The organism is Candidatus Hodarchaeum mangrovi (assembly GCF_975850365.1).
Window position 1 is genome coordinate 82,640 of the sequence record NZ_CDLCQJ010000074.1, and the last position, 15,719, is coordinate 98,358.

Annotated in this window: 12 protein-coding genes; 3 read left to right on the plus strand and 9 right to left on the minus strand. The window is 31.7% G+C overall.

The features are described from left to right. The 3 genes from ACWVCY_RS07530 to ACWVCY_RS07540 are packed head-to-tail and all read right to left on the minus strand — an operon-like array spanning position 1 to position 3,558. Positions 1–762: a DNA-methyltransferase gene (locus ACWVCY_RS07530; protein ID WP_455141678.1), complete on the minus strand. Its 762-nt coding sequence runs from the start codon at positions 760–762 to the stop codon at positions 1–3. 21 nt (positions 763–783) lie between these two features. Further along, positions 784–2,910 (minus strand): hypothetical protein, encoded by a 2,127-nt coding sequence (locus tag ACWVCY_RS07535; RefSeq protein WP_455141680.1) that lies wholly within the window; start codon positions 2,908–2,910, stop codon positions 784–786. A gap of 12 nt (positions 2,911–2,922) precedes the next feature. Next, entirely contained in the window at positions 2,923–3,558 is a 636-nt protein-coding gene (locus tag ACWVCY_RS07540) for an HAD family hydrolase (protein ID WP_455141682.1), read from the minus strand. Positions 3,559–3,639: 81 nt separating this feature from the next. On the opposite strand from ACWVCY_RS07540, the gene ACWVCY_RS07545 reads away from it, so the two are divergent. Beyond that, positions 3,640–4,440 carry a DNA methyltransferase gene (locus tag ACWVCY_RS07545; RefSeq protein ID WP_455141684.1) on the plus strand — a complete coding sequence of 267 codons (801 nt, stop codon included), beginning with the start codon at positions 3,640–3,642 and terminating at the stop codon, positions 4,438–4,440. A 42-nt stretch (positions 4,441–4,482) separates the two neighbouring features. Here ACWVCY_RS07545 and ACWVCY_RS07550 read toward each other — a convergent pair whose 3' ends face one another. After that, positions 4,483–5,670, minus strand: a complete 1,188-nt coding sequence (locus ACWVCY_RS07550) for a hypothetical protein (protein ID WP_455141686.1) — start codon at positions 5,668–5,670, stop codon at positions 4,483–4,485. 437 nt (positions 5,671–6,107) lie between these two features. On the opposite strand from ACWVCY_RS07550, the gene ACWVCY_RS07555 reads away from it, so the two are divergent. Further along, complete coding sequence (locus ACWVCY_RS07555; RefSeq protein ID WP_455141687.1) at positions 6,108–7,310, plus strand: hypothetical protein; 1,203 nt, start codon at positions 6,108–6,110, stop codon at positions 7,308–7,310. Positions 7,311–7,326: 16 nt separating this feature from the next. On the opposite strand, the gene ACWVCY_RS07560 is transcribed toward ACWVCY_RS07555, so the two are convergent. Together ACWVCY_RS07560 and ACWVCY_RS07565 are read right to left on the minus strand one after the other, a co-directional pair. Continuing rightward, entirely contained in the window at positions 7,327–8,313 is a 987-nt protein-coding gene (locus ACWVCY_RS07560) for a PEP/pyruvate-binding domain-containing protein (protein WP_455141689.1), read from the minus strand. Between the two features lie 282 nt (positions 8,314–8,595). Next, a complete protein-coding gene (locus ACWVCY_RS07565) occupies positions 8,596–11,406 on the minus strand; it encodes a heavy metal translocating P-type ATPase (protein ID WP_455141691.1) in 2,811 nt (936 codons plus the stop codon). 379 nt (positions 11,407–11,785) lie between these two features. On the opposite strand from ACWVCY_RS07565, the gene ACWVCY_RS07570 reads away from it, so the two are divergent. Beyond that, complete coding sequence (locus ACWVCY_RS07570) at positions 11,786–12,394, plus strand: AsnC family transcriptional regulator (RefSeq protein WP_455141692.1); 609 nt, start codon at positions 11,786–11,788, stop codon at positions 12,392–12,394. A 4-nt stretch (positions 12,395–12,398) separates the two neighbouring features. Here the strand turns inward: ACWVCY_RS07570 and metK are convergent, their stop codons facing one another. The 3 genes from metK to ACWVCY_RS07585 form a co-directional block, all read right to left on the minus strand. Continuing rightward, positions 12,399–13,562, minus strand: a complete 1,164-nt coding sequence (gene metK, locus ACWVCY_RS07575) for a methionine adenosyltransferase (protein ID WP_455141694.1) — start codon at positions 13,560–13,562, stop codon at positions 12,399–12,401. A gap of 126 nt (positions 13,563–13,688) precedes the next feature. Then, positions 13,689–14,492, minus strand: coding sequence for an MTAP family purine nucleoside phosphorylase (locus ACWVCY_RS07580; RefSeq protein ID WP_455141696.1), 804 nt, complete (start codon positions 14,490–14,492; stop codon positions 13,689–13,691). Positions 14,493–14,496: 4 nt separating this feature from the next. Next, the gene (locus tag ACWVCY_RS07585; protein WP_455141698.1) at positions 14,497–15,675 is read right to left on the minus strand and encodes a BMP family ABC transporter substrate-binding protein; all 1,179 of its coding nucleotides are present in this window, start codon (positions 15,673–15,675) and stop codon (positions 14,497–14,499) included. Positions 15,676–15,719: the final 44 nt, after the last annotated feature.

Genomic DNA, 15,719 nt, shown 5'->3' on the forward strand with positions numbered 1-15,719 from the left:
TTATAAATAATCATCTAGAGAACTTTGATTGACCATAAATTCAATTGATTTCCCGAATCGGGCTTTATGATGTATAATTGATACATATTCTTTCCTAATTTCAAATCCAACCACGTCTCGTCCAGCTATTCGTGCAGCTAGAATTGTTCCTCCACTTCCTGAAAAAACATCACCTATTAAATCTGATGGTTTACTTGAGGTTCTAATTAATTTGTCTAAAAGTACAATAGGAAGTTGACATGGATGTCCTTTAATTCGATGTGGATCATTCCCACGATTGTATTCAGGCCAAAAAAAAACATCTTCATCATAATGTTTTTGCTTGAAGAAGGTATATTTTTTTCTATTCTTCACTAAAAGAAGAATATGATAATGACTTGTCGTAAATCTTCGCTTTGTATAAACTCCCCATGAAAAATGCCAAATAGCATGATTTAATAGATGAAAATTGGTTGATTTTATAGCATTTAGTATGAATTGTAAATTTGTCCAACCAGAGATTATATAGAGACTTCCATCATCTGTTAGAGCTTCATAACAGACATTTATCCATTCCTTTGAAAACTGAAAATAAGATTCTGGAGTAAAATTGTCCTCATAAAGATCGTAATCAATTGATCCATATTCATGACTGGATTTATTGAAAGAAATCCCAAAGGGAGGGTCAGCAATTATAAGATTAAATCTTCTTTCTAGGGCTTTTTTGGGAAGTGTTTCTATTACATTACCAATGATTAATTCATATGATGATTGTCTTACCATGGAAAACACGAATGGAAATTATTAATTTTGGGGAATATTGTTGTAACTAATTTCCCATATTTGAGTATGGGATAAGTTTTCTCCAGAGGGAGCCTTTATAATATATTTAAACTCTAATTCCATTAAAACACCGGCAAAGATTGCCAAATAATCCAAATCTTTGATTGTTATATTTGCTTTTTCTAACTCCTTCCTCCTTAGGATGTATAATTCTTGAAATTGTTTTATAAATTCTGAACAAGCTATCTCAGAATAGTTGTCCAAACTCTGAATTTTACATACAATAATCAAGTCAAAGCTAATAGATTTTTTATTACGGATATTAAGTACATTCCTAGCTTCACTTGGGATTGTATGAGTTTTTATAACTCTAAAACCTGAAAGTAAGATAATATCTGCTATTTGAACCCAAAAATCACGGTCTGAGTGATGAAAAGTAAAAATAAAGAGTCCACTTGGTTTCATTAATCTTTTAACGTTATTAAAAATGTTTAAAAGCTTTTTGAAATAATTTAATTCCCTATTTTTACTTGCTATTGCTTCTTCTCCTTTTGGAGTTTCCTTCAATTTAAACCATTGATATTTATCTGCTAAAACCAGTCTAATCCAGACATATAAAAAATCAGATAGTTCAGAATAATTTATATTGTCTACATAAGGTGGGTCTGTTATAATGAGATCAAAAGGAGCTATCTCGTCTATTCTCTCTCCAGAATCATGACAAAAGAGTTTAAGATTATTTGTGGATCTTAGAATCGATTTTTTAGGAATTTTTTCTAATTTTCCCTCTATTTTTCCAGAAAATATCTTTTTCGCAACTTTTTTTCCTTTTTTAATCTCATATCCCGAGTTGTATGGAGAAATATTATATTTCTTACCTAAATAAAGTCTTTTAAGACATTTAATCCAAGTTCCTCTCCCAAATTTAGTTCCCCAGACATTATTTTCAGCAAAAGAAGAAAGAGGATGAAAATCATGGCGTGCGAATATACCTTCAACTTTCTGACCATTCAAAGAATATCTCGTAAAAGTATTGTTATGGTTTAATAAATTAATAAATGTAGCAAGGAACATTTCTTGGATGATATCGTTACTGATGTCTGAAATATAACCAAGAATTTTGGATAAGGCTAGTAATTGCCTTTCATTAAAGAGATCACTCCAATAGAGATACTGGTGATTTAATAGTACTTTAGTCACCTCACCATCTGGAATTTTTTCCTTTGGCCACAGAAGAAAAGAAGATTCTATTTTCCATTGTTCTTTTGCATGTTCATATCTAATTAAATCATCTCTATCTGTAGCTTTAAAGAATCGTAATCCTGAGGATAATTTCTTTTTATTTGAATTACTAAAACAAGAATGACAGAAACCTTCAATTGCATACATTTCTGAAGAAATTTCAATGGAATTCGATTTAATTACTTTTAAGAGATTAAAATGGGTATTACATTGATAACATTTAACTTTTTGCCGTCCAATCCTATTTCCCGAACGAGGATTAAATTTGTAAAAACACTTAGGACATTCAATCGTTGTTGAGGGGAGTTTTTCACTTTCAAATATAAAAGAGCATTTTGGACACAATACAAACCATTTCTGAAGAATTTTTCCCACAATAAAATTTCTAAAAATTGGAATTTGTGTCTTGCATCTTACACATGACACAGTTTTTATCCAATGTGCATAAATTATATCAGCATTTCCTTGACATATTGGACATGTTGTTTGATAATAATTCTTGATTTCATCTTCAATTTGATTCACGCATTCAGAAATTGCTCTTCCTAATTCATGTATATCAACTAGTTCTGCTTCAGTTTTAGTTATAAACCATGCTATAGGATTTATATCAACTCCTACGCATTTTATTCCTAATCTTAATCCTTCTATAATAGATGTCCCACCCCCCATGAAGGGATCTAATAGGATTAGATCCTTAAAATTATGTTCAACGTAAAAATTATCCATTAAATTATCATTTGAGGATAGGACACAACCTAAGATGATAGCTCTAAACATAGATGAAGATCGACGAGCAAACCATTTAGAGATCTGATAAATTGGTTTATAACTACTTCGTTCAGGGACAGCTAATTGGCTAATTTCTTTGATAGGAAATGTCTCTTCAATTAGCTTAGGGGTCATTTAACTATACCTTTATTTATTTAAGATGAATTCTAAGAAATCATTTGGATTAGAAAACAAATAATCTGGATTTGAACTTAATAATTTCTCAGATTCCACTGAACCCCATAAAGCTGCAGCGGTTTTAATACCAGCAGCTTTTCCTGCAATTATATCTAGATAACTATCTCCTAAAAACATCACTTCCTCTTTATTAAGATTTAAAATTGATATAATTTGAAATAAGGCATCTGGATATGGTTTTGACCTTTCAACATCATTTCCAGTCATAACCAAGTGAAATAAATCAGCAAATCCAAGTTTTTCTATAGTAATTTCATAAGTTATTCTACTTTTACCAGTGAATATAACTAAAAATTTTAGGTGATCTTTTAGCCTTTGAAGTTCATCACGAGAAAAAAATCCTTTTGAGGGGGAAGAAGCGCGATATTTGTTTAGAAATTTATTCCAAGCTTCGACAAATAATGAATCTGGAAAAATTTTTCTGAATATTTCATCTCCAGGAGGACCCCACAGGGATAAAACTTCAGAATCACTCATGTTTTGTCCCAAATATTCGGATACGACATCTTGAAAGAGTTTAATGATGATCTGTGTATTTTCCACTAATGTTCCATCGACATCAAAGATAACTGTTGAGATTGGCATTGGAATTCTCCTAATTTAAATATACTCCTTATCCTTAAATATTTTTAAAAACGAAATGGTTATTTCTTTAAATGGGATAAAATGAGTGATAAAGAAACGGTTGATAAACGCAATAAGTTAAATGAATTAACAGGCCGTGAATGGATTCGTTTTACTAAATCATGGTTTATTGCTGATGGAAAATCTACTGAAATTACCCATGAAATTGATTCACATCCCGCTTCTTTTCCTCCAACAATGATTAAAGAGTTTATTGAATTCTTCACAAAACCAGGAGAAAAGGTTCTTGACCCCTTTGTAGGAACTGGATCAACTCTTGTTGCTTGTAACGAATGTGGTAGAGAAGGAGTAGGGATTGAACTGTATGAAAAATATGCACAAACTGCAATGAAGAGAACAAACTTACCTGTTTTAATTGGTGATATTAGAAAGGTCATAAAAACAGAATTACCTCAATTTGGTAAATTTTCACTTTGTATTACATCTCCTCCATATTGGAGGATATTAAAGAAATTTAAAGACTATAATCAACAAGAAAGATCAAAAAAAGGATTAGATTTAAAATATGGGGAAGACCCGAAGGATTTTGGAATGATTGAAACTAAAGAAAAATTTCTAGCTGAATTAGGCGATTTATTCATCAACATTATTGATCTTCTTGAAGAAAGGGGACATCTAGTTATATTCATACAAAATATCAGAGACAAAGGAGAAACAATCCCAATTGCATATGAGCTTACAGTTCAACTACGTAAGAGATATAAGTTTCTTGGTGAACGAATCTGGTTGCAGAATCAAAAAATATTACGTCCTTATGGATATCCCTATGGTTTTGTCCCTAATATTCATCATCATTATGCTCTTATTTTTCAAAAAAAGTAAATTATCAACTTATCAGGAAAACAAGATTAAAAACATCATAACCTAGATTATTAATCTAAAAAAATTCCCAAGACCCACAGTTATATCGATAAAATCAATAAGGCCTATAGCAAAGGTTATTAATAATAAAATAAAGAATTTTTTTCTTTCCATTCTAGGCAATATGGTTAAACACGGAAAAAACCACATCCAATACCAAGGAAAAGCAGTTGGATATACTTTTAAGAAGCTTAGGAGTAATACGAAGGGAATCCAATAGCTATGATCAAATATTCCATTTATTTGACAGAATTTAAAGATAATCCCTTCTCTAGATATTTTCCCACCTAACCAGTAAAATATTGCGAAAATCAAAACAATTGTTGACAATATAGAAGAAATAGATAGATGTGTAATTAATAGAGGGTTTGAAATGGTCTGTCCAGAATATTCACCTAGTTTTCCGAAAAATCCAAAGTATCTTAATACAAATAATGATACTATTAAAGGAGGAATTGACAACAGGAAAATTGATATAACTAAAACGAAGACTCCAACAATCATTGTCTTATATTCATTCCTATCTTTGCATAAAAGATAAGGAAGTATTAAGACTGATACATACTTCCAATGAAATCCGATTCCAATACTGAAATAGGATAGACCAACATTTTTTTTATGAATAATCATTGGAAGTAATAAAAAAAAGATAGTAATAGAGGTTCCCTGTCCTTCAATAGCAGAGAAGGGAATGGATGTTAACAAATAGGAAAATATAAAATATTTTTCAAATTTAGGAATGTTTAAATTCTTCTTTTGGCACTGAAGCATTATTAAAATCATGAAATTAATGTTAATTATATCAAAAATCGATAAAACCCACTTCACAAGGATTTCAGGATATGGTAGAAGAGACATAACAGCCCAGAACATTAATTGAATAGTAGGATAATCAAATGTAGTGTTTGGGTAAGAAAGAAGTCCTGTTAATGGATCAGTAATATTATATTCTGTTCCAGTAATATTTATTGGTCTCATGTCATATACTTCAAATCCATATTTCCAAAATGCTTTGCCATAGAATAAATTTCTTTTAAAATCGCTGGTCAATAACGGAGGAATAAATGCTCCAAGTAAGAAGTGTAGAAGAATTAAAACAACAAATATTATCCTCCAATTTCCTAACGAACGAAAAAACTCTTTTAGAGGCTGGATCCAGTTAAAAAGAATTTTCCCTTTATCTAGGGGCATTATTTATTATATCGTCCTTTTATTTAACAATTAATATAAATAATTACTTTTCTTCATTAAATTTTTTAAGAATCAGCTTTAACATTTTGGTGAGTATAGATTGGATTCTATAGTTCAAATATCTCATTTATTAGTTTTTTTATCCTTTTTATAATATTAGAACTACATTTTACGATTGTTATGGCTGTAAAGCCTTATTATAATCATTTAGATCAATAATTTTAATTTTTTTATTAATCAACGAAATATTTTTGTCTTATTCATTATTGAAAGAAATATTTTCAAATTACAATCCGACATCTTGAGATATCTTCTCATATTATGTAGAACTAGAATTATGTCGGATATTTCAAATTTCAAATAATTTAAAAACTTCAAATTTTTGATATCTAGTATCTAGTTGAGTTTTCTTCTTGAGAATAATAAAGGTTAGAATTATGCCTACTCTCTTTGATTCATTTCAAAAAGGCCAAAAGGAATCAAAGGACTGGAAATTACAATTTGAAACAAGTCGATCATTATCTAACTTTTTTGCAGACGAATTTCTTGATAATTACCCTTCTCTATTTGTAACGACTACAGAAGCTCTTCGATTGAGTCAACTCCTAGGGCAAATAACTGAAGCTTCAAAAAATATTAATGAAACCCCACAAATTAATGTTATTGGCCCACATAGGAGTGGTAAAACCGCAACAGTTAAAGAAATAATGAGAGAACTCAATAAAAATCAACATTCTAATTATGTGAAATATCTCAGTTATACTGATAATTTTTGGAGTCATTGGGAAGAAGAAAACTTCACATCAACTCAAATTGTCTTTTTAGATCATATTTACCCTATTTGGAATCACTTTACTCCTTACTCTCTCACAGATCTTAAAGACCGTTCTTCTAATGAACACATTATAGTTGTGGCATTATTAAGCTCATTAGAACATCATTGGCTACGAATTGCACAGAATTCCCCAATCATAAAACTTTTCGAGAAAGAACCTTATGAATATCTTTATAAAAGGCCATTAATTCAAGAAACTGGTCAAATAATTCAAAAACGTCTTCAAAATGCAGGAAAACCAGAATTATTATCTCAGGATGTTTTAAAAACAATATCAATTATATCTTTGGGCCTTCCTGGTCTAGCACTCTGGATTACACGAAATCTACTCTCTCAACCTGAAGAAAAAACAAAAACTCAAGAGATCAATCCAACTTACATTCATGATTTAGCTGCCTATTTAGGGTTTAAACCAGCATTAAAAATTGTATTGGAATCTAATTCCGAAATCTCAGGAGTAAATGAGGCACTTTCGAATTATAATTTCTGGCCTTTATTAGAACCTTTAAAAAAAATTCAAAAGCAAGGTTCTTCATCTCTCCTCTCTGAATTGGAAAATTTTAAACTCGCTACTAAGACTTCAAAATCTATACTAGAAGAAATCCTCATACTTGCTCGTGATAATGGAGAAATTAAAAGATCTGAACTTTTAGAAAGGACAGGGATTAAAGAATCTTCTTTAACTTATCAATGTCAAAAACTGGTTAAGGAGAGGATTGTTTCATATTCCAAAGCTGGTCGTGACGTATATTACCATATTGAATCACCAGTTAAAGAAGCATTAGAATTAATCCTTTTAAACTAACGAATTTTTATGAATTTTAATGATTTGAATTTCCAATTTTAATAAAGTGCTTTTTATGTGCCTTAGGGATCGCATCTAAAACCCAGAGGGTTCCTTTTTCATCAAAAACAAACTCTATATCATAATTTATCTCAAAATCTTTTCTTATCTTTTTAGCAAGCTGAACTAAAGTTGTAATATTTTCTTGAGTTAAAACGGGTTGATTTTTTCTTTCAGGAAGATTTTCAACAGTAATTGCATATCGATGATCAGGGGGGATTTCTGCTACTTTATCTTTGAATGAAACAAAAATTTCAGTTGGTTCTCCTATCTCTGAGTTTCTGACATTAACCAGATCGCAACTTATCCCCTCAGAACTTTCAAATACCCGAGAACCCCAGTTTGCATTAATAAAGACACCCCCATCCTTTTCAGAATCAAAGGAGAATGATCCACTTACTTTTGGAGTTATCATTTCTGCAATAATCACAGCTATACGGACTGTATCTGGAGGTAATCCAAGATTTAGTAAATCACTTAGAACATCAACGGAGAAAGCTGATGCCCAACAAAACTTTACCAAATTAATAATTTCTCTTGTTTCCTTTAGATGAAAATATGTCCCTCTTCCCCAGCAAATGTGGCGAGCGGTATCTTCTACATGTGCTGACGTTCTTACTACAACAGTTTCTGAATTTATACGATCCCATAACTTGTAGATTTCTTCCGCTATTTGATTTGCAATAGACATCGGTAAAGGAGAATACTTGATAATTTCTTGGATTTCTTCTGCAGTCTTTTCTAGGTTACTCTTATTTAAGTGATTTATTAAATAATCGATTCTCTTTGCCCCTGGGGTCACATTTAGAAATTTTTTAAAGACTTTAGTTGAAACAACGACTCCGAATGGTACATTATATCCTTTGGATAATAATCGTGACAGAGCACATGCTCTCTCTCCAAATGTATCACTACGTGAGTAATCAACATCAGCTAATTTCAAAATAGGGTCAGCTACATACATCTGTGAATCATCCTATTTCTAAAAGGAGACTAACTGAAATTACTCCAGATTAATCCTTCTTCACCCAGATCTGTTAAGAAAGTTGGTTGAAAGCTTAATCTCAAAGTCAGTGTGTATCAAGATCTTCTAGCATTTTTGTAGCTTAAATTTCTATCGTTTATTTAATATTGATTTATAAATTTTCAATAAATGGAAAAAAATGCGATTAGAGTTTAGATCTATTAGTTAACGTAAAGATTCCGTTTTATAAAAAAAGAGGAGGAACTCTCCTCTTTACGAATTTTATTTTGTAGGAGATATTTTCTGAATTTCGGGGGTATATAATCTAAGAAGAAGACTATTAGTAACTACAGAAACTGAACTAAAAGCCATTGCTAGCGCTGCAATCTCAGGTACTAATGTGATGCCGAAAGGAATAAAAAGGATGCCAGCAGCTATAGGTATTCCAATTACATTATAAAAGAATGCCCAAAATAAATTTTGTTTAATCTTACTGAGTGTTTTTCTGCTCAACTGAATCGCTGCAACTACATCTTTAAGATCTTCTCTAATCAATACAATATCTCCAGTCTCGATAGCAATGTCAGTTCCACTTCCAATTGCAAATCCTACATTTGCTTGAGCAAGAGCAGGAGCATCATTAATCCCATCACCAACCATAGCTACAAAATTACCTTTTGCTTGAAGATTTTCAATGACTTGAGCTTTATCTTGAGGAAGGACTTCAGCAATCACTTCAGTAATACCTACTTGAGCTGCTACTGCTTCGGCAGTTCTTTTATTATCACCTGTTACAAGTATAGTTTGAATTTTTAGATCATTTAATTGTTTTATCGTTTCACGACTGAATTTTTTCAACGGATCAGATATAGCAAGTATTCCGATTAATTTTTTATTCCTTGCTGCAATGACTGCTGTTTTACCTTGGTTTTCCAACTCAACAATTTGATTTTCAAATGCTTGAATAGAAATATCTTCTTTTATAAAGAGCTGTCTATTCCCAACAAGAATAATATCTCCATTAATTCTTGCGCGAATTCCCTTTCCTGGAATTGCTTCAAAATCTTTAGGATCATTTAAAGCTATTCCTTTGTTCTTTGCTGATTCGATTATTGCATATGCTAAGGGATGTTCAGATCCTTTCTCTGCAGAGGCAACTACTTGTAAGAGAGTGTCAGGGTCTTCATTTGAGATACTTTTGATATCTGTAACAAGTGGCTTCCCTTGAGTTAGCGTTCCTGTTTTATCAAACACTATTGTATTAATTTTATGCGCTGCTTCTAATGCCTCAGCACTTTTAATGAGAATACCTCTTTCTGCTCCTTTTCCAGTACCCACCATTATAGCTGTTGGAGTGGCCAATCCTAGAGCACAAGGACAAGCAATCACTAAGACAGCAATCATCAATTTAAATGAGAAAGTAAAGGAACTAAGATTTGGTGAGTTTATCAAAGACGGAGGAAAAATTTTAAATGTAAATCCTCCATACCAGATAATAAATGTAAGTAATGCTATTATAATTACAGTAGGAACGAATTTGGCAGAAACTAAATCAGCAAATCGTTGTATTGGGGCCTTAGACCCTTGTGCTTCTTCTACTAATTTAATGATTTGAGCTAAGGCTGTATCAGATCCTACCTTAGTTGCTTTAATCTTTAATAATCCATTTTTGTTGATTGTTGCCCCGATGACATTATCATTAACCTTCTTTTTAACTGGCATAGATTCTCCAGTGATCATCGATTCATCAACATAAGACTTCCCTTCAATTACATAACCATCAACAGGTATCTTTATTCCTGGTCGTACCATTACCTCCATACCCACTTGAACCTCTTCAACAGGAATATTCATTTCTTTTCCATTTATAAGAACAATTGCCTCCTTTGCCTGTAATTCAACAAGTTTACGGATTGCTTGGGATGTCTGTCCTTTTGCACGTGCTTCTAAATACTTTCCTAGTAACAGAAAAGTGATTAGAAGAGCTGCAGTTTCAAAAAAAACAACTCCTTCACGAATAATACATAAAGTTAAAACAGAATACCAAAATGCAGCATTAGTTCCCATGAAGATTAAAACATCCATATTAAATTTTCCATGCCTTAGTGCCTTAACCGCACCTTTATGAAATTGCCATCCTGAATATAGCATAACTGGAATAGTTAAAACCATTATAATAATTTCTTTTGCATTGTAACCAAAAATTGTCTCTTCAGAAATAGGTAAAGGTATTTCTAATCCTATTGCTTGTCCCATGCTATACAAAATTATTGGGATACTAAGTAAAATAGCTGTAATTAACCTAAACTTTAATGTACGTTGTTCTGAAGCACGTTCTCGCTTTTCACGATCATCCCGATTTTGAAGAGAGCTAATACGATAACCATCATATCCAACACCCTTGATTACGTTAATTATCTCCTTACTATTAATCAAAGTAGGATTATATTCAATTTGAGCTTTTTCAGTAGCAAGATTTACTGAAACATTAGCAATTCCTTGTTTTTTCTGAAGCGCGCTTTCAATTGTATTAACACAGCTAGCACATGTCATACCTGAGATTTTAAAGGTTGCATTTATCAATTCTGATTTGTCTTCGATCTGAAATGCATCGTAGCCTGATTCCCGTACACTTTCTATTAATTGTTGAATTGATGTTTGAGAGGTATCATATTCCACTGATGCTTTTTCTGTTATTAGATTAACTGTAACATTCTGAACTCCATTGACTTTTCTAAGTGAATTTTCTACTGAAACAGAACAAGATGCACAAGTCATTCCTTTTATTCCTAGTGTCATCTTAGTAGAGTCTCCCAAAAGTTTTGGTTCAGATTGGTTTTTATCCTCAATGATATTTAATGCCTGATCTTCATTATTACTTTTTTCTACAGGATTAATAGTGGTCGAACTTTCTGTAGGATTAAGTATTAGTTCCATACTAAGATTATGATGTATAGGTATCTCTTTAACTCCACATTCCGGCCCCATCCAGCAGACTAACATTTCTTTTCCTTCAACATGTTCCAAATGCATTGGTTGTTTACAATGATTAGGAACTGGTTGCGTATAATCGCATATTCTACACTTTAACATTGAATTCAACTGTTTTCACTATAAACTTCTTATTATTCATTACCTTAGTAGATTTGTACTTAAAAATTAAAGAAAAATATTAGCTGGGATTCCGTACTTTAAAAGTAAAGAGAATAAGAAAAACTATAAAACTATTTTTTCAGCATAAATAATCTTTATTTTAACTTTTTTTAAAAAAAAACAATTATTAGAATTTTATTTGAATTAATGAAAAGAATTTAGTCTTAAATTCCAAAATTTAATCCCGAGGATTTATTAAGTTGTTAATAATAGCAATAAAAGACTATAATTTTAATAATAAGCAAAATTGTCCTAAAATCGAACCTTTAAATTTTTAAATTTTTACACAAAACATCGTAATAAACGAAAAGGTGATAAATTGAGTATTGAACTAGATGAAATCGATATAACACTTCTTACACGATTAAATGAAGATGGAAGAGCAACTTATTCGAGTTTATCAGCTGAATTGGGAATAACAGTTCCAACTGTAAAATCTAGAATTGATAAATTATTGAAGATAGGAGTTATAGATCATATTGGTATCTATTTAAATCCTCACTCGCTTACTCAAGAAAGTTCAGCAGTTATTATGGTAAGAGTGAATAAAAAGAATATGTCTATCTTCTTGGAGTATATCAAAAATATTGAAGAAATCAAAGATGTATATGAAGTATTGGATGAATATAATATCTTGATTATAACACAACACCTTCCATTAAATATTCAACGAATGGTTTTTGAAGATTTAAGAGACCAAGAAATAGTAGAAAAGTCCCAAATTAAGGTTTTAACCAAAGAGATCCAATCTCACCCTCATATTGTACCCAAACACAGTATTTTACTAAATATTAGATGTGAATATTGTGGAAAAACCTTGTCAGAGAGTTATGAAACTGAAAAACTTGCAGATGTTCGACATTTCTTTTGTTGTCGAAGTTGTTTAACAAATTATAAAAAATGGTGGGAAAAACAGTTAAACATCTAAATACTTAAATTCCTGCCTCTTCACGAAGAATAGCAGCCATATCAGTCTTTTCCCATGTAAAGTCAGGATCATCTCTACCAAAATGACCATAAGCAGCTGTTTTTCTATAAATAGGTCGTTTTAAATTTAATCGAGTAATGATATTACCAGGCCTGAAATCAAAGTGTTTTTTTATTAAATGTACAATATCTATCTCTGGTATTTTATTCGTGTTCATCGTATCTAAATTTATACAAAGTGGTTTTGAAACTCCGATAGCATAAGCAATTTGCAACTCACATTCATCAGCCAATCCTGCTGCAACAACATTTTTCGCTACCCACCGTGCAGCATAAGATCCAGATCGATCCACTTTAGAAGGATCTTTACCAGAAAAACAACCCCCTCCATGAGATCCCACTCCTCCATATGTATCAACAATAATTTTTCTTCCAGTTAACCCGGTATCTCCATGAGGTCCTCCAATAACAAAACGTCCAGTTTCATTAATAAAGTATTCCGTTTCTTCAACGATAAGCTCCTCTGGAATTGTTTTTAAGATGACTTTCTCAATTAACTCCTCCTTAATTTCTTTGTGTGTTACATCTTCTGTATGCTGTGCTGCGAGTACAACAGTAGCTACACGAGTTGGAATCCCATTATCATAATCGACAGTTACTTGTGATTTCCCATCAGGACGTAACCAAGTAATCTCATTTGATTTTCTTACTTGAGCTAATTTCATTGTTAATCCGTGAGCAAGAACAATTGGAAGAGGCATCAGAGATGGGGTCTCAGTGGTCGCATATCCAAACATAATACCTTGATCTCCTGCTCCTTGATCCTCTATTCGCTCCCGTTCAACACCTTGTGCGATATCTGTACTTTGTTCATGAATGGTATTCAATACAGCCACGGATTGATAATCAAAACCCATCTTTGAATTCGTATAGCCGATTTCTTTTATAGTTTTTCGAACAATATCTTGAATATCTACATAGGTATTTGTAGTAATTTCTCCCCCGACTAGAACCATTCCTGTGGTAAGATAGGTTTCACACGCTACATGAGAATTAGGATCCTTCTCAAGAATAGCATCTAAAATCGCATCTGAAATTTGATCGGCCATCTTATCTGGATGACCTTCAGTTACAGATTCAGAGGTAAATAAGTGTCTAGCTGTTACCATTCTCTTAATTCCGTCCTTTGAGGATTCATTTAATCAATATTATTGACTGTTTTAAGTGACTTTTTCTTTCAAAACATGAATATATTTATGGATTAAAAAATAAATCTTGAAAGAATTTCCCATTATCTAATTTTTAATATGCCTAGCACAGTTACAGCCATGTTCAACTGGTAAATTCTTTATTATATCAAAAAATAAGATTTTTAATTCTTTCAATCGAGAATTAAAAATGTCTAGTACCTCTTGATGACTCAATTCTTTTTGTAGACCTGCAGCATAATTAGTAACGACAGCTATGGTGGCATAGCAGATCCCCAATTCACGAGATAAAATTGCTTCAGATGGATTTGTCATTCCAACTACATCAGCACCCCATCGCTTTATAGCTAAAATTTCTGCTTTAGTTTCAAATCGAGGCCCCATAGTTCTAGCATAAGAACCATTTGGATGACTATTTTTTGTTTCAATTGTTTTTAGTATTGAATTTCTAACTTCAGGGCAATAAGGTTCACTCATATCTAAATGAATTACCCCTGAAAGTTTTTTACCAGAATTAAAGGTTATTTCAAATCCATCCTCAAAAAATGTTATTGGAAAGGCAAAATCAATAAAATCATTTAAAATTACATAATCACCAGGTATCATTGCTTCATTGAGACTACCAACTGCATTAGTTGATAAAACTCTTTTAACACCTAATTTATAGAGGGCAAAAATATTAGCTTTGTAATTTATTTTATGTGGAGGGATGGAATGTTTACCTCCATGCCTTGGAAGAAAAAAAATTCTCCTTCCATTGATATCCTGCTCTAGAACATGTACTGGAATTTTATCAAAAGGAGTTGTTACCATAACTTCTTTTGGTGAGGATAATAGGTCATAAAAACCGGAACCACCTATAACACAAACCTTATCAAGAGGTTGATTCAAGTAGTCACTTCCGTCTCTTTCTAGTAAATATATTTAAAGTTATAATACAGAATATAGCGGAAAACAAGGGAAGTACTTCAAATCCAGAAGTATTTTTTGCATAAATCAATGCTGTTGGGATAAGGATACCTTTTTCGACAATATCAATATAGAGATCTGTAAGAGTTTCATTAATAATATTTTCATCAGATAACCAATCAGTGATCTCGTAGACGTCATCCGCAAATCTATATGTATAATAACCTGCGGGAAAATCGGATGATTTATTGATTGTTTGAAAAACTGAAAATAATGTCATGGAATTATTTTTATAAACGTTTCTTATCCTACTTGAGTCAGTACCAATAATCATATGTCCTGGAAGTCCACTTATAACGCCTTTTGTTTGATTATTTTGAAGAGCTGTAAAAATCATTCCATAATCTGCTGTTGAATAAGAAGCTGCAAGATTTTTTGCCAAAGTATAATTTCCAAGATGTTCCCAAAATGAATCAATATAATCTATTGTAATAAGAACATCAGGTTGATCCCGTAGAATTGCACTTTGAAATCCAGCAATTAAACTTTGAGTTCTAGGATCACGCCATGTTCCTTCTGGGGTTTGATAATGGTATGTTCCGATCATTAAAACCTTTTGAGGAAACGGAGAAATAGTAGCGACTGCAAGAGTCCCAGCTATAAATCCAATTTCGTTTTCTCCAAAACTGACAATAATAACATTGTTGGGTATTTTGTCAAAACTTGATATTGTCTCCGGAAGATCGCCTGCAAGATCATAATATAGGAACTTTGTATTAGGATAATTATTTGGATCAAATTCTCCACGACGTAATTCATAACCAATAAAAGCAACCATATCATAATTATTGACTAATGATTTGGCAAGTGTTGTATGATTAGTTAAAGAGTTATTGAATGTATAGGTTGCATTATATGGATATAGCCGTGTTGTTCTATAATTCTCCAATTGATAAATATCATAATTAATACCGTATGTATTATTTATCATTTCAAGACCTTTTAGGATATCATCATAAGATTGCTCATCATAGAACTCAGCAGCGTCAATTATTACGGCTACACTTTGAATTATCTCATTCGGTTTTCCTGTACTAGTTTCAGATGAATATAAACTTAAAAAAATCAAGATCAAGATTAAATATTTATAGAATGAAGATTTCACATTAATACCCCAGACTTAAATAATTATATTTGGATTATACTTTC